The following is a 17,674-nucleotide window of genomic DNA, read 5'->3' on the forward strand; positions in this document are numbered from 1 at the left end:
CACTCCTTTTAAATTGATTAAATTAATAACGCTATTAAAAGAAGAAAGCATAAAGCTGTAAAAAATTTCAGCTGCTAGTTAAATTAAAACTTAAAACTAAACCTAAACCTGAGCCTAAGCCTAAGTCAAAGGATCAAATATAAGGATGAAATAAAAAGCCATTATAAAAATGGCTTTAGATAGGTTGGTTAGGTTTATCTTTGTGTTAGTTGTTGGTTTATTTCTTCAAAGATACTGGCATCATCTATGGTTGAAGGTATTTGTAGCTCTTCGCCATCAACTAGTTGGCGCAAATTTTTACGCAGTATTTTACCCGAGCGGGTTTTAGGTAACCTCTCTACGCTAACTATATTTTTAAGGCACGCAATAGCGCCAATTTGATTACGAACACTTAAAACAAGTGCTTCTTCCACGTCGATACTTGAGCCCATAAAATCATTTTTAAGCACGATCATTCCCATAGGAAGCTGCCCTTTTAGAGGATCGTTTACACCAAAAACAGCGCATTCGGCAACAGCAGGGTGCGCGGCTACTATTTCTTCCATTTCGCCGGTAGAAAGCCTATGCCCAGCTACATTTATAACGTCGTCGGTTCTGCCCATAATAAATAGGTAGCCGTCTTCATCAATATAACCACCATCGCCAGATAAATAATAACCTTCGTATTCATTTAGGTAGCTTGCTTTAAAACGCGAGGTATCTTGCCAAATTGTTGGCAGGCAACCCGGTGGAAGTGGCAGTTTAATTACCACGGCGCCTTGCTCGTTAGCTGCGCATTCATTGCCATCCATATCTAATATTCGCACGTCAAAACCTGGAGTCGGCACGGTAGAGCTGCCAGGTTTTGTTGCTAAGTACTCAAGCCCTACAGGGTTACAGGCAATAGCCCAGCCGGTTTCTGTTTGCCACCAATGATCGAGCACTGGCAGTTTGGTTTTTTCTTTAAGCCACTCGTAAGTGGGAGGATCTAATCGCTCGCCTGCTAAAAACAAACGTTTTAAGCTTGAGGTATCGTATTGATTAAAACCATCGGCATTTGGATCTTCTTTTTTGATTGCTCTAAATGCGGTGGGAGCACTAAATAATGCATTTACTTTATATTCTTCAACCACGCGCCAAAATGCACCGGCGTCGGGTGTTTTAACTGGTTTACCTTCATATAATACGGTCGCGCAGCGATACATTAACGGCGCGTAAACTATATAAGAGTGCCCAACTACCCAGCCAATGTCAGACGCTGCCCAAAATACGTCACCGGGCTTCATACCATAAACGGTTTCCATGCTGTATTGCATTGCCACGGCGTGACCGCCATTTTCGCGTACTACGCCTTTGGGTGTGCCTGTAGTACCTGAGGTATATAAAATATAAAGCGGATCATCTGCATTTACAGGCACCGGATCTGCGCAGGCAGCCGTTTGCATAGCCTGAGCCCAATCTATGTCTCGTTTAGGCTTAAGAGTGGCGGTTACTTGTGGGCGCTGATAAATAACGCAGTGTTCTACCTTGTGCGCAGCTAAGTCTATTGCGTTATCAATAAGTGGTTTGTATTCAATAACGCTGTTTACTTCAACACCGCATGAGGCGCTAAGTATAAGTTTGGGCTTGGCATCATCAATGCGTACAGCCAGTTCGTGTGCAGCAAACCCACCAAATACCACCGAATGAATAGCACCAAGACGAGCGCACGCCAACATACCAATAACCGCCTGTGGGATCATTGGCATATAAATAACAACGCGATCGCCTTTTGTAACACCTAATGACTGCATAACGCCTGCAAATTTAGCAACTTCTTGTTGTAGTTGTGAGTAGCTATAAGTCTGCTTTGTATTAGTGACTGGGGAGTCATAAATAAGTGCAGTTTGCTCGCCAAATCCGGCAATAACGTGCTGGTCTAACGCTAAAAAACTGGTGTTTAATTGCCCGTCGCTAAACCAATGATAAAACCCGTCGTCGTCTTGTGTGTATGCTTTTGTGGGAGCTTTGTACCATGGAATATTTTTACTTTGTTCGAGCCAAAACTCGGCTGGGTTTTGTTTAAAGGCATTATATTGCTGTTTATATTCGCCTGACATGTAAGGCTCCTAAAGCTAAATTTGTGTGTGAGAGACCTTACAAAATGTAGGCTTTTTTTAGCAAGCAAGCTATTCGACCTTGGTCGGCTAAAAGTTAATCAACACACTGGTCTTAAAAATACAAAATTGACAATACAAAGCGTGTGGTTCAGCATGGCGGGCAGTAAAAATAAGAGAAAATACGATATGAGTAACGTAGTAAGAGTAGGGGTTGCGGTTATCATAAAGCATCAAAACACAATTTTACTAGGTGAGCGCATTGGCGCGCATGGTGCTAATACATGGGCAACACCTGGTGGGCATTTAGAGTTTGGTGAAAGTGTTGAGCAATGTGCAATACGAGAAGTGTTAGAAGAGACAGGCTTAAAAGTAAGTAAAATTACCAAGCTTGATTTTACCAATGATATTTTTACAGCAGAGAAAAAACACTATATTACGTTGTATGTAAAAGCTGATTTTGAAGGCGGAGAGCCTGAGCTTAAAGAGCCTAATAAATGTTTAAAGTGGCGCTGGTGCGATATTAATAATCTACCAACGCCACTGTTTACATCACTAAAAAATTACTTATCTGAGGCTGTACTAGCCTAGTTATTTTTTTGGCGGTGTCGCTGGGCTTAACGCTAGTTTACTAAAGCTTACTTGAGCGTAATCGCCATTTTGCTTATCTGTAGCCCAATCGCCAGTACCTAAACAACCTGGGTACCAAATACCTTTCGCGCTTTTAGTACTGCATTGGTTATAAGCGCCGGCTTTAAAGTAATGCCAATCTGCTGCGTAGCCATGTGGATGATCTTTTTCGTCCACTTTGCCATAAGCGTCTACGTTATTACCTAAGTTAATCGAGTAGTTAACGTCTTCTTTGCCTTCTGCGCTAAATGTAAGGTGCATAACATTTTTATACACATTTACCGTGTAGCTAAATTCTTCACCTAGTGAAATACCGGCGCTGCCTGGCTCGTTAGGGTTTTCCCATGTATTACCCCAAACTGGGTAAGTAATATCTGTACGGTCAGGATTGGTTTTAGCTAAGTTACGTTCGTAGTTCCAAAAAACTGAGCCTGTTTTATGTCCTGGCCATTTTTTGTAATATATTTTAAGTGGCTCATTGCCCCAGCCATAACCAAGTTTGGTATCAATAAGTGCCTGATCTTTACCTGCGTGAATTTGCCCTACAACAACCGAGTAAGCTGCTTTTTTATTAGGATCAGTCGCACGTAGCGCAACGTGATCTACTTTTAACGTTGCTTCCATTTTTCCACCAACAGAGCCAAATCGATCAGATAGAGGGTGAACAGCTAAAGCAAAGTTGTTTTTTGAGTTTTTAGTTTTAATTTTAGTATTTGATCCACGGATCATTTGTCTAAGTTCGCTACGCGTATTAGTAGAGTTGGCACTTGTAAGCGCTTTATTAGGGGAGGTAAATACCATGTAGCCTTGTTCATCAAGATAGAAAAAATCAGGGTGTGCGTAAGTCTGAATTTCTTCAACGTCAATTGTGTCAATTTTACCATCGTTATTTAAATCAACAGGTACATTTATTTTCCATTGCGATAAATCAAATTTAGTTGCAGGTACTAGCGCATCGCTTTGTTGATTAGTGCTTCGGGTATTTGAACAAGCGGTAAAAAGTAGAGGTGTTATAACGGCTAAGGCTGTGAGTTTAAATGTAGATGTATTTTTTATCATTATTGTCTCTGTGTGATGAAGTAAAAATTGTGCGATACAGGCATCGTTTAATCTCAATCTAGCATACCAATTTAACAATTAAAACTTACCAATTAGTAAAGTTAAATGTTTTTTTAAATAGTTTTTGTTATACCAATTTGGTTACGGTGTTTTTTAATGGCTTTTATGGAGGTGTTTGCGGTAGTATTTTTTATCTCCAGGCTATTCACTCAGTGATGTTTAACGTTGTCTCTGGCGCTAAAGTATAGTCTATCTGAGAGAGAGTAACTTTGTAGTTGCTTTGCAACGTTTAGCAAATGACTAAATTACCACTGCCGATAAATAATATTGGGCTTTAACTTACAGTTAGTGCTGTAAGTTAGTAGTGCTTGGTAATGGAAGTTGCCATTTTTTTAAAATGGTATGGTACTCACCACTTTCTTTTATATTATTTAATGCGTCAGAGAGTGCTTTAGCTGTTTTAGGATTAAGTTTAATACTTGCTGAAAAATTAAGTGAAGAGGGTAGATCGCTTAAATGAATTCGTTTTGTTATTAGGCTAGGATCTAGTCCTAGGCTTTTTAGCTCGTTATCAATAGTTAGTGCATTAGTCACTACAAAGTCGATTCGGTTTTTATAAAGCATTTGCCAAAGCTGATGATAGTAGCTGACCAGTATTAAATTTTTGTTTTCGGTAAAGCCTTTTTGTTTTAAGTAGGCTTCGCTTAGGTAGCCACGAATGGTTGCTACTTTATATTCTTTTGCAAAATTTAAGTGAACGACTTCATCTATATGACTTTTTAAACTAACTAAATAGGCGTCTGCAACGTACACCTCACCTAACCACGTATATTTATTAATCCGCTTTGGGGTTTTTAACAAAGACAACATTATGGCGTTGGTATTTGTTTGATGCTCCTTAAAAACGCGAGCCATGGGCATTATTTCAAAGTTAGCGGTTAATTTTGTTTGCTTTACAACGGCTTTGGCAATGTCGACTAAAGCGCCAGTTACTTCACCTTGCTGATTTTTAAAGTGATAAGGAGGAAGGTCTTCAGCTATAAATGTGATCGTATCTGCGTTACATATGACGCTATAAAACATAAATACACAGGCACTAAATACAACACGAACTAACATAAACAAATCTTTTTAAATAATATTATAGCTAGTGTAAAGAGTGCTGGTTAAAAGGTATACACGTTATGTTTATTTAATGTAAATAAACAACGCAGTGGCCTTACTTTGATGTGGATATTTTTATAAACTTTAAAGGCGAGCACTCATGCCAGCGTAAAAAAGCACGATTAAAAGAGCTTTGATCTTGAAATCCTAAAATATTAGATAGCTCAGCAAGTGGCATGTTACCGATTAAGGTATTAGCTCGTTTTATACGTTCATTTTTAAGTAGCTGAGCGAAGGTTAAGTTTTGTTGTTTTAAGCGTCGTTGTAGCGTTCGGGGTGTCAAATTAAGCGCATTAGCTATGGATATTAGGTTGCAGTTTTGCAAGGTGGTTTTAGCTGTAAGTAACTGATTAACTTTATCGTCAATGCACTGCTGGCTTTTAAAGTTAGAGAGTTGCTGCTCTGACAATTGCTTGAAAGTAGAATTAATAATGGCGTTATCGGTTTTAAAGGGCAGCGTTAAATAATGGTTCGGAAAGCTAATTTGATTATATTCAGCACTACTTTTTACAGGGCATTTAAACCATGATTCAAGGGCGCGCCTTTGCGATGGCAACCAATTATAAGTGAAACTAATACTACTTGGCGAAAGCGTTAAATTTATTAACTGGCGAATTACACTTACCCACGCGGTCATGTTTCGTAAAACAACATGCTCATTACAACTTTGGTGAGCAATCCAACGAATAGTTGCTGTATCAGTATTTAGTTCAAACTTGGCTTTACCAATATCAGCCACCAAGCTGTCGTAGCTTAACAATGCTTTAATGGCACTGCTTAAGTTATCGCTTGATTCAATTAAGTAACCTAAAACGCCGTAGTCAGCAGTGCGAATTTGCTGACCTAGGGTAAAACCAAAAAGAGGATCGTTAAGTGTTTTTTTGCCATAAACTAACAAGGCATTGTAACTATTTAAACTAATGCGCGGCGCTAATTGATGAGTGTGCTGACTGCTAAACTCGTCAAAGTTAATTGCCTGCAAAGCAGTTTTAGCATTAACGCCTTGAGTTTGTAAGTAATCTAAAATACTTGAAAAGTAATGATCAGCTAATGTGTGCATTTGTCATCTAAAGCTAAAAAATAGTCGCGTATTAGCAAGTTTGCCATGTTAAATTTTTATATGCTAGTTGAATCCCTAATAACCTCTTGCTGTAAAAATGATACTTATAACAATTAAACAAACGCTTAATGCACAGCCAAAGCAAATAATAAGCACACTATTGGATCATCAACAGTTGCATCGATTTTTTAATGCCAAATTTACGCTGCTACAAGCACAAGACGAAGGGCAAATAGAAGGCGGAAAAGGATCTGTTAGGCAAGTGAAAATAGGTAAAATAACGTTTTCAGAGCAAATAATCAGTGCCGATAAAAATCAGATCAGTTACCAAATAGTAGGCGATAAACCAGTAGCTAATCATCGAGGCGATATATACATCACTGCAAATAAAGACATCAATACTTTAGTTACCGAACTTAACTATTGCATAAGCTGCTCAGCTCCATGGTGGATGCCAAATGCATTACTTAAATATGTTATTACAAAAGATATAACCCAAGCGTTAAGCAATTTAAATAATTATTTTTTGGCTGGTAAAGTATGAACTCAGAAATTATTTTGCTCGCCCTCAGCCCAATATTTTTACTGTTTGTATGCTTTGAGTTTGTTAAGTTTAAGCGCCATTACGATATAAAAGATAGCCTAGCAAATACGGCTTTAGCATTACTGCACCAAGGAGCTGATGCCCTTGCTTTACTCCTGCTAATGCCGTTTTTTTATTGGCTTTATGAATACAGGTTGTTTGATATAGAACTGAGCGTCTTAAGTATTGCTTTCGCGTTTTTATTACAAGATTTTTTATATTATTGGTTTCATAAAGCATCACATCATATTCATTGGTTGTGGGCTGCGCATGTAGTTCACCATAGCTCAACTAAAATGAATTTCACCACCGCATTCAGGCAAAGTTTAATGTACCCCATAGCTGGTATGTGGATGTTTTGGCTACCTATGATTTTAATTGGATTTGAACCGCTTACGGTATTTAGCGTGGTTGCATTAAATTTGGCATATCAATTTTTTGTACATACTGAAATAGTGGGTAAGTTAGGCTGGTTTGAAAAAGTATTTAATACGCCTTCGCATCATCGAGTTCATCACGCAATAAATGCAGGTTACCTTGATAAAAACTTTGCCGGTGTACTTATCATTTGGGATAAGCTATTTGGCACCTTTGTAGAAGAAGATAAATCAAAGCCTTGTAAATACGGAATTATAGGGCAGCTTAATAGTAATAATCTATTCGTTATTACGTTTCATCAGTGGGAGCACTTATTTAAAAGTGTTTATAAGGCATCGGGAATAAAAGCTAAATGTAAGGCAGTACTTGGCTACCCAACAAGTAGCGTTAAAGATAAAGCAGCCAGTTAACCTAGCGGCTTTTTACTTCTTGGGGCGCCTAATAAAATGCACATATGGCAAATACATACAGATAAAAATGCACTAATACCCAATGCACCACCGTAGCCGTCAAGTTTTGGTACAAGAAATTCAAATAATATTGAAAACAAAACAGATGAGCTTGCTACAGTATAAATACCAAATCGATGGGGGGCGCTCATGCCAATAAATGTACCGCCAAAAAATACAATTGCGTATAAATCGGGGTTTAAATTTAAGGCGCTAAAAATTAAATAAGCAATAATAGACAGTGAAGATGACGCTCTTACACCATCAAAGCGGCTATGTTTAGCCAAATAAAATGTTAAAAAAGCACCAAGCAGTACAAGTAACGGGTATTCAATACTCATAATACAATTCCTTTAGCTAATACAAAAAGTGCCACACTAGCAAAGGCAACACTGCCAAGCTTACCGCCAAAGCCTGTAAACATATTCATAGTAAGCACATACAAACTTGAGCCAATAAGCGAAATAATAGCAATTTCCCAGTAACTGGTAATTAAATGGGTTGAACACATACCGGCAAAGCTACCAGCATAAATTGCAGCATAAGGATGGTTTTTATAACGCGCAGGAAAAGGAATAAACGAGCCAATAAGCCCCGTTAGCGCAGCAGAAATCACTAAAGGCAAGGAAAAAGTAGTGTGCATCGCAAAGCAAGCTACAAAGCCTAAAAAGAAAGTGATGAATTTTAAAAGTAGGAATTTAATCATAGCGGCGCATTTTAAACTAATCCTTTAGCGCTTTCTAATAATCTCTAACAAATAAATGTTATAAGTAATTACAAACCTAAAAAGAGTGTTTTTCAAACAACTTTTAGGTATTAAATATGCTTAATAGTATTGTTGTTAATGTTCTATAAATCACAAGTTATGTATAATGGCGATAATTTAATGTATTAAAGAGTTAACCAAGGGTAATTTATGTCTAACTGTTTGCATCTGGCTATTCCAGCTGGCGATTTAAAAGTAGCTAAAGCGTTTTATTGTGACGTACTAGGCTGTAAAACGGGAAACAGTGAAGAAGGTCGCTGGGTAGATATAGATTTTTGGGGTAATGAGTTAACACTGCATCAAAGTGTTGAGCGCTTACCAACCGTTCGCCACGATGTAGATATGGGCGCAGTAGCTGTACCGCATTTTGGTATTCATTTATCAGAAGATGAATTTAACGGTTTAAAAAAACGTATTGAAGCAGCTGGGCTTGAGTACCTTGATAAACCGTACCGCCGTTTTGTAGGTGATGAGTTTGAACAAGAAACTTTTTTTATTGAAGATCCAAACGGTAACGTGCTTGAAATGAAAACCATGGTAAACCCTGAGGTTTTATTTAAAAAAGCGTAATTAGTGTTTTATTTATTAAATATTAGGCCACTTTTATAGTGGCCTTTTTTGTATCCTGTGGGGTTTTGTGTACCCACAGGTGAAAATAATTGCATTATATGCGTTACTTTTATTCACTCTACAACACATAATTTAAAACGTAGACTTTAGAGTAACTCTCATACTTTATAATTATTATGTTGCTTTTAAAACTCACCATTGCGCCTCTACTTTTATTATTAATTAACTATGCTCAAAAACGCTTTGGCAGCTTTGTGAGTGGCATTATTCCTGGCCTGCCAATTACATCAGGACCTATTTCTTATTTTATTGCGCTTGAGCAAGGCAAGTTATTTGCCAGTAATTCAGCGGTTGCATCTTTGTATGGTATGAGTGGTATAGGCCTATTTTGTTTTTGTTATGCGGCAATGCTTACAAAACACTCAGTTATTAAAGCTCTTTTTGCTGCGTTAACGCTGTGGTGCTTATTTAGTGTATTTACCTTGGTATTACCCATTAATATTGCGCTTGCGTGTGTCATTTCGCTGAGCGTTTTATTTGCGTTGGCATTTGCATCGAGTAAGTTAAATTTTGCACCTGACGCAAAGCCATTTACCGCTGCGTGGGAGCTGCCGGTAAAAATGCTGTTGGTTACGAGCTTTATTGTTTTAGTTACGTTTATTTCGGCAAATATTGGCGCTAAGTGGAGTGGGTTACTATCTACCTTTCCGGTGATATTAGCGGTTATGGGCTGCATTGCCCATGCAAGTGATAAAAAGTTCTCGGCTTATAAAGTACTTAATGGTGGCATTATTGGCTCGTTAGGGGGCTGTATATTTTTTGCTGTAATTGCACTCGCGCTTAAATTTAATTTTGTTATTTGGCAGGTATATGCAGCCGCAGCGGTTTGCTCAACATTGTTTACTATTATTATGAGCCACTATATAAACCGTAAACAGTTTGCTAAGCCGGTTACGGTTTTAAATACTTAAAGCTAGCCATCAACTAAAGTGAGTGGCTTTACTTTTCGCTGTAGTTTTTCATGATACATAGCGGTGTCGCCGGCTTTTAAAATTTCGTCAATATTTTTAGGAGGCTCACTAAATACACTGCTGCCAATGCTTGCTTTTATAGAAATAGGTTGGTCGTTATGCGTAATGGTGAGTGTGTTTAACTCTGTTTTTAGGTGGTGCGTTTTTGGATTTACCTGCGCTTTGGTATAAAAGTGGGCAAGTACTACAAATTCATCACCACCTAAGCGACCGACTGCATCGCTGGTACGTACAATACTTTTTAAACTGGCGGCTACTTTGCATAAAGCTTCATCGCCTACGGCATGCCCATAATTGTCGTTTATCTGTTTAAAGTCATCTAAATCAATATACATTAAGCATAAAACACCGCCTTTTTTGGCGTGCTGCTCAATAAGTCCTGCTGATTTTTTACCCCAGCCACGGCGGTTTAAAATGCCACAAAGGTGATCGTAATCGGCTTCAGTTTCGGCGCGTCTTTGTGCGATTCGCATACGGCTAATGCGCCTAGAAACAGCCACTGCTAGTAAAAATGACTCTACAGCGAAAGCCAAAATAAATCCGTAGCGCTGCATAAATGGGCTTTGATTAATAAGTAACACTCTAAATATCATGCTTACTAGTACCAAGCTCAAGGCTACAAAAACAAGGGAGGCCTCGCGTATACCCTTGCGAGCTTGTTGAGCAGATAAAACAAAAATTACAGTCACGATGGTTAGTGAGCCGTAGGCCATTATGTTGCCAGCTACTTGCCAAACCAAAGTGTTATTGAACAATATCTTTATTAAACAAAAGCACATAACAATACTGGCCATAATTTTTAAAACCTTACTTGTTTTTGGCCAGCTGCTGTTTAGTTCAAGTAGTGCGCACATAAACCATGTAGCACTGAGTACTGTCAAGCCTATGCTGAGTAAATATAAATCAAATAGGAGTGATGAAACGTGGTCAGCTATAAATAAATAGAGCTGCCCCTCTTGAAGTAATATAAAGCTACCAATACAAAAAATATAGGCGCTGTATAGCTTAAAGATCTTGTCGTGAAGCCTATGCCCCATTATTAAGACGTAAAAAATGAGTGTGATACATAGCCCATAAAAAGCACCCATAATGAGGTTATGTTGCTGTGTTTCTCTAAAGAAAATTTTTGTATCTTGCCACTTAAATCGAGGTGTATAGTTAAGTTTTGACTCAATTGTAATAATGGCTGAAAAGCTTCCTGAATCCATTAAAAATGCTACTTGCGCAGATTTTAATGGCTGTTTTGTCACACCATTTTGCTGCCATGTAAAGCCATCAACACCTGGGCGCAAAAATGAAAGTACGCCGCCATGCTCTAACAAGCAGTTAAGTTGAAACTGGTTTGCACCGCGTTTTGCCTGAAGTTTGGACGTTGTATTAAGTTGTAAATATGATGGAGAAGATTGGCTATTTAAAGGAGTAATATTGCAAAATTCTGCTGCATTGCTATTAAATGCTATTAGGCAAATAAAAAATAGAAATAAGTATTTAGCACCTCCTTGCAAAATATTAGAGACTGTATTTTTATGATATTTTTCATCAGCCATAAGCACTTCCAAGCTTAACTACATTTTTTTATACTAGCAGAGCCCGGCTATTTAGCTATCAGTTAATTTGTAAAATTAACTGTGCAATTGAGTTAACATTTCGCTTGGCGTTTTATTAAAGTGGCGCTTAAACTCGCGGCTAAATTGCGAGGGGCTGGTATAACCTACCTTTAATGCGGCCTCATTTGCTTTACTGCCGCTGCTTGTAATGAGTTCTTTTGCTTTGGCTAAGCGTACTTTTTTTAAGTATTGCAATGGTGACTCAAACGTTATTTGCCTAAAAGCACGATGAAACGACGACACACTCATATTTACATCTTCAGCTAACCCTTCAACCGTAATTTGATTGGCATAACTACTGTGCATGGTAGAGAGCGTTCGTGCTATACGTGCATAGTGCCCGTCGTGCATGGCCAGGCCTATTAACGTGTCGCCTTGTGGGCCGCAAAGCACGCGGTATACTAATTCTTTTACTATATCTTCGCCAAAAACATCTGCTTCAATAGGGTTATTAAGCACGCTAAGTAAGCGGTGAGTTACTTGCTCCATGGCGCCATCTATTTTAGCCGATTGAACGCCACTCATTTGCCCTGAAGTGAATGGTTTATGTGTACCAATTTGGTTTACTAGCTTGTGTAACATTACTGGGTTTATATCTATAACAATGCCCATTACAGGCAGGTTGTTATCGGTAAAAGCTTCGCACTCAAGTGGTACAGGCACTCCTAAAACAAGGTAGTCACCTTCGCCATACTTTATTTGATGTTCAGGAAAGTGAATTATTTTATGTCCTTGGCCAACAATAATAATACCTGAGTTATATATAAGTGGCTGACGTGGCGAGCTTTTACTTGCGCGATGAAAATACACACCTGAAATAATGGTTTCCATGTTGCCTTCAAAGTTGAGTAAATTATTGTGCTCTGCAAATTTTTGCATCATGTTGGCTATTGAGGACATTAAAACATCTATTATCGTACGAATTTTGCGTAAAATATCAATGTTGACAGTTTTAGGCAAGCTTTTGCGAGTTATTGGGCTTTTTTAATGTTTGTTTTGCCACTAATATGCATTCATTGAAATTTAGCTTAGTGAGTAGCTAAGCATTCTATTTAGTATTTAACCGTCACCTAGGAGCAAAATAATGAAATTTAGCTACGTAAATCCAACGCTTATCCAGTTCGGCCAAGAACAAATTGCCTCACTAACTGATTTGATCGTAAAAGATCAAAAAGTATTAGTAGTGTACGGCGGCGGTTCAATTAAAAAGAACGGCGTGTACGACCAAGTTGCAGCAGCACTTGAAGGCTTTGATTGGGTTGAGTTTTCGGGCGTTGGCGCTAACCCAACAATTGAAGTACTAGATCAAGCAGTAAAAATTTGTAAAAAACAAGATATCGACTTCGTATTAGGTGTAGGCGGTGGCTCTGTAATTGACGGCGTTAAATACATTGCAGCGTCGGCAGTATATGACGGCGAAGGTTGGGATATCCCTACTGGTAAGCATAAAGTAACAAGTGCATTACCTATTGGGGCAGTACTTACGCTTCCAGCTACAGGTTCTGAGTCTAACCAAGGTTCTGTTGTGAGCAAAGCTGCGACTAAACAAAAACTTCCATTTATGTCTCCTGCGGTACAACCTAAGTTTGCAATTATGGACCCTGATGTAATGAAAACATTACCACAGCGCCAACTTGTAAATGGCTTAGTAGACGCTTGGGTACACACCTGTGAGCAATACCTAACATTCCCTGCAGGAGCACTTGTACAAGATGGTTACGCTGAAGCGCTATTAAAAGCACTTAAATCATTAGGCGATAACTTTGAAAACCAAGACGATGCATGGCGTGCAAATCTCATGTGGGCAGCAAACCAAGCACTTAATGGTTTAATTGGTTCTGGCGTATCACAAGATTGGGCAACACATATGATTGGCCATGAGCTTACAGCTGCTTACGGCGTTGATCATGCACGTTCACTTGCTATTGTTCAGCCTTCTTTACTACGTAACCAATTTGCAGTTAAAAAAGCGAAACTAGAGCAAATGGGTAAAAACGTATTTGGTCTTGCGCAATCGGATGATTTAGCAGAGCAAACAATTCAAGCAATTGAAGCGTTTTACCACAGCCTTGACGTAGCTACTGTTCTTACTGAACATGGCGATGACAAAGCCGCTGCTATTGACAATATTATTGGTAAACTTGAAACTCACGGTATGGTTGCACTTGGTGAAAACCAAGCAATTACACTTAAACAAAGCCGCGAAATTTTAGAGCAAGCAATTGCTTAAGCGCTTAAAGTAATACAAAACTAAAAGCCGCTAGCGTTTACGTTAGCGGTTTTTTTGTGAGTTATACCAATCCGCAATAATACTTAATCATTTTGCGGGGCTAAACGTATCGCTATCTGCGTTAAAAAATTCTCATTTAGAACAACTAAATAGCAAATTTTTTGCCTAGTTATCAACACGTTTTTCCATCCTCAAAATAGATTACTTAATTAAGCGAATTGGTATTAAATAAATTAAAAACACTACGTTTATAATTAACCAATAATACCGGTGTTAATGTTTTAAAGTGATGATAGTAAACTGTGTTCATCGGTTAGCAAAACTAACACCTTATAAATTTACACAGGATAAAAACTCATGACACTACTACAAAAAATATTAAACTCTAAAGCAGGCGCAGCAGCAGTTATTTTACGTGTACCAGTCGGTTTAATTTTAGCAGCGCACGGCGCGCAAAAATTATTTGCTTGGTTTGGCGGTTACGGCCTTGAAGGCACAGGGCAGTGGATGGCAAGTATTGGCTTAGAGCCAGGATACTGGTTAGCTTTAATGGCAGGCAGCGCTGAATTTTTTGGCGGCATTGCATTAGCACTTGGTTTATTAACACGCCCAGCAGCCGTAGTTACGGCGTTTACAATGTTGATTGCAATATTTAGTGTACATATTAACAATGGTTTATTTATGGCTAACAACGGTTATGAATATGCACTTACTTTATTAGTTGCAACTGCAGCGCTTGCTATTCAAGGTGCAGGTAGCTTTTCGGTTGATAGTGTTATTGCTAAAAAGCTAGCTGATAAATAGCTGCAGGAATTTATAATTAAAAAAATAGCGGCTAATTTAGCCGCTATTTTTGCATGGGTTAAGCGTTATTTTACTTAGCCGAAAAACTTAAAGAGTAGTTGTACTGCGTTTGCTCAAGTAAATATTCTTTATGTGTACTTGGGCTCCACGAGTCATCGCCGCCAATCCCCATATGTTGATGGTCAATATGCACATGTACGCCATCATCAGCAATGAGTTCGTTAGTGTGCTTAGCTTGCGTTAGCATACTTTGTGAGAACTCACTGGCGGCAAACAAAAACGCACCAGTTACGGTTAAATTATTAATGCGAAGTAATTGGCAATCACTTCGCACGCCGTTGTCGGTTGGGAATATATACGGGGTATGTAGCTCATTTAAGCTCAAGCTGTAATAACCTAAACGCGCAGCCGCTTTGCGATCGGGGTAGTTTTCAAATGGGCCTAAACCAAGCCAATTTACTTGTGCATCGCTTTGTTTATTAAGCGTTGTACTTAACCCTATGCGTGGCATGGGCGGCAAAGCATCATTTAGTTGCACATCAACATTTAAATTAATTTCACCGGTACTATTGAGTGTATAAAGCCATGTTGTTTTTGCTTGTACTGCGCCATTAAATTCATAGCTAAATACACAGGTAATACGTATATCTACGGTTGATTGCACAACTTCAAACGAGCGACATGTACGCTGCCACTGACCGATACCCGCTCTTAGCCAGCGCGCTTCCCATGCATTAGGATCTAGGTTATCTACTTCGCTTACGCCTATGTCGTTATCAAGCGGGGCGCGGTAAAAATTATCAACTAATGGGCTTTTAATAACTTGGATTTGATTGTGTAGCCATTGCTCAATAAGACCTGATTGGCTATTAAACACAAGTTTAAAGCTATCGCCTTCAATACTTAGCTGTGTGTTAGTTTCGCTAATAATTAGAGCGCCATGCGCTGAGGCGGCTAGAGTGGGCGTAAATACATCAGCGCTTAAACTGTGGTTATTTATAAGCTTAAACTGCTCGGTGTTTAATACATGCTCGGCGCTTGCAAAGCTGCAATCGTTAATAAGTGCTACATCTAAATTAAGGTGATATTGCGCACCTTGCTCAAACGCTGCTTTAGTTTTAATTGTTAACGTGTGTGTACTTTGCGGAGCAATATTAAGTACATGCTCGCCTTGCTCTATACACACGCCATTTTGCATTAATTGCCAAACCAGTTTTTCGTTATCTGTGTGTCTAAATACGTAATCGCTAAATACATCAATGGTGTATTGATTTTTAGTTTGCTCACGTAGCGTAAATTGTAAATGCTGCTGGCTGTATTTAGCTTCAAACAGGCTAGGATGCGGCGTGCGGTCTGGGAACAATAAGCCATTTATACAAAATTGGCGGTCGTTTAGTTCGTCACCAAAATCGCCGCCGTAGGCCCAGTAATGCTCACCGTTTTCATCAGTTTTAGATAAACCTTGGTCTACCCAATCCCAAATAAAGCCACCTTGTAGGCGTGGGTATTCTCTAAACGCCTGCCAGTAATCGTCAAAACTACCTAGGCTGTTACCCATTGCATGGGCGTACTCGCATAAAATAAGTGGGCGCGTTTCACCCGGTAGGCTTAACCATTTTTTAATTGAATATTTTGGTACGGCGTCATCAGCTATATGCGTATCTACACGAGCGTACATTGGGCAAATAATATCGGTTGCTGTTGTGTTTGCGCCGCCACCTTCGTATTGCACTGGGCGCGACGGGTCAAAGCTTTTTGACCAGCCATACATGGCATCGTGATTTGCGCCGTGTCCGCATTCGTTACCCAATGACCAAATAATAATTGAGGCGTGGTTTTTATCGCGCTCAACCATTTGTGTATAACGCGACATAAATGCGCCAGCCCACTGCGGATCGCTCGCTAAACGCCCCATAGGGAACATGCCATGGGTTTCTATATTCGCTTCGTCCACTACGTATAAACCTAGCTCGTCACATAATTCGTAAAAACGAGGATGATTAGGGTAATGAGCAGTACGCACAGCATTAAAATTATTTTGCTTCATCAGCTTAATATCTTCAATCATGTCGGCGGTGCTTACTGTGTGGCCGTTTTCAGGATGGTGTTCGTGGCGATTAACACCGCGTATGAGTAGCGGCTTGCCGTTTAAACAAAGTTGCCCGTTAAGCATTTCTACTTTTCTAAAGCCAATATTGTAGGCTTCTGCGTCTATAGTATTGCCTTGTTCATCTAACAGGCTTACAACACAGCGGTATAAATAAGGGGTCTCGGCGGTCCATTTTTTAGGATTTTGTATATCAATTGTTTGAAATACAACATCGCTCCAGCCGCCTTTTTCGTCAACACGTTTATTATTAGTGCTTTGTATTTGCGGCTCACACAGTGCTTGCTCACCATCAAAAACCTGTACGGCTACTTGGAAATTATTTGGCGCGTCTATCGCGGTTTTAATATGTAAAGTCGTATCGCGGTAGCATGCGTCTAAATCGGGAGTAATAAATACATCGCGTATTTGATTTTGTGGTTTAGTAAGTAAATTAACATCGCGGAATATACCGCTTAGCCACCACATGTCCTGATCTTCTAAATAACTGCCATCACTCCAACGAATTACCATAACCGCAATACGGTTAGTACCGGCAACTAAAAGCGCGCTTAAATCAAATTCGCTGGGTAAGCGGCTATCTTGCGAGTAGCCTACCCATTGGCCGTTACACCAAAGGTGAAATGCTGAGTTAACGCCTTCAAAAATAATATGGTTACGCTGCGCTAATTGATCCTCCGTAATAGTAAATTCAGTGCGGTAGCAACCTGTTGGGTTATCGCTTGGTACAAATGGCGGGTTTACTGCAAATGGATATTTAACATTACAATAAATAGGTTTATCAAAGCCATGTAATTGCCAGTTAGAAGGCACTGGAATACTTTGCCAATCGTTACTTAGTGTTTCACTTAGTAATGACTCATCAACCGCTTCGGGTTTATCAAATAATTTAAAATCCCATTGGCCGTTTAAACTTTGTTTTTGTGATTGTGTGTTTTTACGGGCATGGTCAACGCTTTTAAAACCATTAAGTGGGCTGTGCGCTTTTACTTGATTAACTTGCACCGAAATTGGATTTTCCCAATCGCGGCGGTTAATTATGTGCTGTAGTGAGTTCATTAGTGTCCTATTGCATGTGTGGCAATTATAGTGGCTTAAATATAGCTAAAATAATGCGTTGAGGTTATGCTTAAAGCTCTCTTTTATTTATCCAAAACTATC

16 protein-coding genes are annotated in these 17,674 nt (G+C 39.1%); 7 read left to right on the forward strand and 9 right to left on the reverse strand.

Annotated features, from left to right (window positions below):
- Window positions 1–194: 194 nt before the first annotated feature.
- Window positions 195–2,078: a propionyl-CoA synthetase gene (locus EU510_RS14210; protein WP_149594026.1), complete on the reverse strand. Its 1,884-nt coding sequence runs from the start codon at window positions 2,076–2,078 to the stop codon at window positions 195–197.
- A gap of 186 nt (window positions 2,079–2,264) precedes the next feature.
- Here EU510_RS14210 and EU510_RS14215 point away from each other — a divergent pair, with 186 nt between their 5' ends.
- Complete coding sequence (locus EU510_RS14215) at window positions 2,265–2,666, forward strand: nucleotide triphosphate diphosphatase NUDT15 (RefSeq protein WP_188085427.1); 402 nt, start codon at window positions 2,265–2,267, stop codon at window positions 2,664–2,666.
- On the opposite strand, the gene EU510_RS14220 is transcribed toward EU510_RS14215, so the two are convergent.
- From EU510_RS14220 to EU510_RS14230, 3 genes are all read right to left on the reverse strand, one after another.
- Entirely contained in the window at window positions 2,667–3,764 is a 1,098-nt protein-coding gene (locus tag EU510_RS14220; protein WP_149594028.1) for a polysaccharide lyase family 7 protein, read from the reverse strand.
- Between the two features lie 345 nt (window positions 3,765–4,109).
- Window positions 4,110–4,883 (reverse strand): substrate-binding periplasmic protein, encoded by a 774-nt coding sequence (locus EU510_RS14225; RefSeq protein ID WP_149594029.1) that lies wholly within the window; start codon window positions 4,881–4,883, stop codon window positions 4,110–4,112.
- Between the two features lie 100 nt (window positions 4,884–4,983).
- A complete protein-coding gene (locus EU510_RS14230; RefSeq protein ID WP_149594030.1) occupies window positions 4,984–5,988 on the reverse strand; it encodes an AraC family transcriptional regulator in 1,005 nt (334 codons plus the stop codon).
- Window positions 5,989–6,085: 97 nt separating this feature from the next.
- On the opposite strand from EU510_RS14230, the gene EU510_RS14235 reads away from it, so the two are divergent.
- The gene (locus tag EU510_RS14235) at window positions 6,086–6,532 is read left to right on the forward strand and encodes an SRPBCC family protein (protein WP_149594031.1); all 447 of its coding nucleotides are present in this window, start codon (window positions 6,086–6,088) and stop codon (window positions 6,530–6,532) included.
- On the forward strand, window positions 6,529–7,359 hold the full coding sequence (locus EU510_RS14240) for a sterol desaturase family protein (RefSeq protein WP_149594032.1): 831 nt from the start codon (window positions 6,529–6,531) through the stop codon (window positions 7,357–7,359). The genes EU510_RS14235 and EU510_RS14240 overlap by 4 nt, the downstream gene beginning before the upstream one ends.
- Here the strand turns inward: EU510_RS14240 and EU510_RS14245 are convergent.
- Both EU510_RS14245 and EU510_RS14250 read right to left on the reverse strand, forming a co-directional pair.
- Entirely contained in the window at window positions 7,356–7,739 is a 384-nt protein-coding gene (locus tag EU510_RS14245; protein WP_149594033.1) for a hypothetical protein, read from the reverse strand. The two genes, EU510_RS14240 and EU510_RS14245, sit on opposite strands and share 4 nt — an antisense overlap.
- Window positions 7,736–8,041, reverse strand: a complete 306-nt coding sequence (locus EU510_RS14250; RefSeq protein ID WP_149594092.1) for a hypothetical protein — start codon at window positions 8,039–8,041, stop codon at window positions 7,736–7,738. The genes EU510_RS14245 and EU510_RS14250 overlap by 4 nt, the downstream gene beginning before the upstream one ends.
- Before the next feature lie 273 nt (window positions 8,042–8,314).
- On the opposite strand from EU510_RS14250, the gene EU510_RS14255 reads away from it, so the two are divergent.
- Together EU510_RS14255 and EU510_RS14260 are read left to right on the forward strand one after the other, a co-directional pair.
- Window positions 8,315–8,734 (forward strand): VOC family protein, encoded by a 420-nt coding sequence (locus tag EU510_RS14255; RefSeq protein ID WP_104642088.1) that lies wholly within the window; start codon window positions 8,315–8,317, stop codon window positions 8,732–8,734.
- A 176-nt stretch (window positions 8,735–8,910) separates the two neighbouring features.
- Entirely contained in the window at window positions 8,911–9,705 is a 795-nt protein-coding gene (locus tag EU510_RS14260; RefSeq protein ID WP_262501234.1) for a hypothetical protein, read from the forward strand.
- A gap of 2 nt (window positions 9,706–9,707) precedes the next feature.
- Here EU510_RS14260 and EU510_RS14265 read toward each other — a convergent pair whose 3' ends face one another.
- Together EU510_RS14265 and EU510_RS14270 are read right to left on the reverse strand one after the other, a co-directional pair.
- Complete coding sequence (locus EU510_RS14265) at window positions 9,708–11,312, reverse strand: diguanylate cyclase (protein WP_149594034.1); 1,605 nt, start codon at window positions 11,310–11,312, stop codon at window positions 9,708–9,710.
- A 75-nt stretch (window positions 11,313–11,387) separates the two neighbouring features.
- Window positions 11,388–12,272, reverse strand: a complete 885-nt coding sequence (locus EU510_RS14270) for an AraC family transcriptional regulator (RefSeq protein WP_149594035.1) — start codon at window positions 12,270–12,272, stop codon at window positions 11,388–11,390.
- A 184-nt stretch (window positions 12,273–12,456) separates the two neighbouring features.
- On the opposite strand from EU510_RS14270, the gene EU510_RS14275 reads away from it, so the two are divergent.
- Both EU510_RS14275 and EU510_RS14280 read left to right on the forward strand, forming a co-directional pair.
- Window positions 12,457–13,602, forward strand: coding sequence for an iron-containing alcohol dehydrogenase (locus EU510_RS14275; protein WP_149594036.1), 1,146 nt, complete (start codon window positions 12,457–12,459; stop codon window positions 13,600–13,602).
- Window positions 13,603–13,959: 357 nt separating this feature from the next.
- Window positions 13,960–14,406 (forward strand): DoxX family protein, encoded by a 447-nt coding sequence (locus tag EU510_RS14280; RefSeq protein ID WP_149594037.1) that lies wholly within the window; start codon window positions 13,960–13,962, stop codon window positions 14,404–14,406.
- Between the two features lie 70 nt (window positions 14,407–14,476).
- Here the strand turns inward: EU510_RS14280 and EU510_RS14285 are convergent, their stop codons facing one another.
- Entirely contained in the window at window positions 14,477–17,572 is a 3,096-nt protein-coding gene (locus EU510_RS14285; RefSeq protein WP_149594038.1) for a beta-galactosidase, read from the reverse strand.
- Between the last annotated feature and the right edge of the window lie 102 nt (window positions 17,573–17,674).

The organism is Pseudoalteromonas sp. FUC4 (genome assembly GCF_008370255.1).
Taxonomy (GTDB): domain Bacteria; phylum Pseudomonadota; class Gammaproteobacteria; order Enterobacterales; family Alteromonadaceae; genus Pseudoalteromonas.

Coding starts and splice junctions, on each gene's coding strand:
- EU510_RS14210 (WP_149594026.1), bottom strand. CDS start 2,078: ATGTCAGGCGAATATAAACAGCAATATAATGCCTTTAAACAAAACCCA.
- EU510_RS14215 (WP_188085427.1), top strand. CDS start 2,265: ATGAGTAACGTAGTAAGAGTAGGGGTTGCGGTTATCATAAAGCATCAA.
- EU510_RS14220 (WP_149594028.1), bottom strand. CDS start 3,764: ATGATAAAAAATACATCTACATTTAAACTCACAGCCTTAGCCGTTATA.
- EU510_RS14225 (WP_149594029.1), bottom strand. CDS start 4,883: ATGTTAGTTCGTGTTGTATTTAGTGCCTGTGTATTTATGTTTTATAGC.
- EU510_RS14230 (WP_149594030.1), bottom strand. CDS start 5,988: ATGCACACATTAGCTGATCATTACTTTTCAAGTATTTTAGATTACTTA.
- EU510_RS14235 (WP_149594031.1), top strand. CDS start 6,086: ATGATACTTATAACAATTAAACAAACGCTTAATGCACAGCCAAAGCAA.
- EU510_RS14240 (WP_149594032.1), top strand. CDS start 6,529: ATGAACTCAGAAATTATTTTGCTCGCCCTCAGCCCAATATTTTTACTG.
- EU510_RS14245 (WP_149594033.1), bottom strand. CDS start 7,739: ATGAGTATTGAATACCCGTTACTTGTACTGCTTGGTGCTTTTTTAACA.
- EU510_RS14250 (WP_149594092.1), bottom strand. CDS start 8,041: ATGCACACTACTTTTTCCTTGCCTTTAGTGATTTCTGCTGCGCTAACG.
- EU510_RS14255 (WP_104642088.1), top strand. CDS start 8,315: ATGTCTAACTGTTTGCATCTGGCTATTCCAGCTGGCGATTTAAAAGTA.
- EU510_RS14260 (WP_262501234.1), top strand. CDS start 8,911: ATGTTGCTTTTAAAACTCACCATTGCGCCTCTACTTTTATTATTAATT.
- EU510_RS14265 (WP_149594034.1), bottom strand. CDS start 11,312: ATGGCTGATGAAAAATATCATAAAAATACAGTCTCTAATATTTTGCAA.
- EU510_RS14270 (WP_149594035.1), bottom strand. CDS start 12,272: ATGTCCTCAATAGCCAACATGATGCAAAAATTTGCAGAGCACAATAAT.
- EU510_RS14275 (WP_149594036.1), top strand. CDS start 12,457: ATGAAATTTAGCTACGTAAATCCAACGCTTATCCAGTTCGGCCAAGAA.
- EU510_RS14280 (WP_149594037.1), top strand. CDS start 13,960: ATGACACTACTACAAAAAATATTAAACTCTAAAGCAGGCGCAGCAGCA.
- EU510_RS14285 (WP_149594038.1), bottom strand. CDS start 17,572: ATGAACTCACTACAGCACATAATTAACCGCCGCGATTGGGAAAATCCA.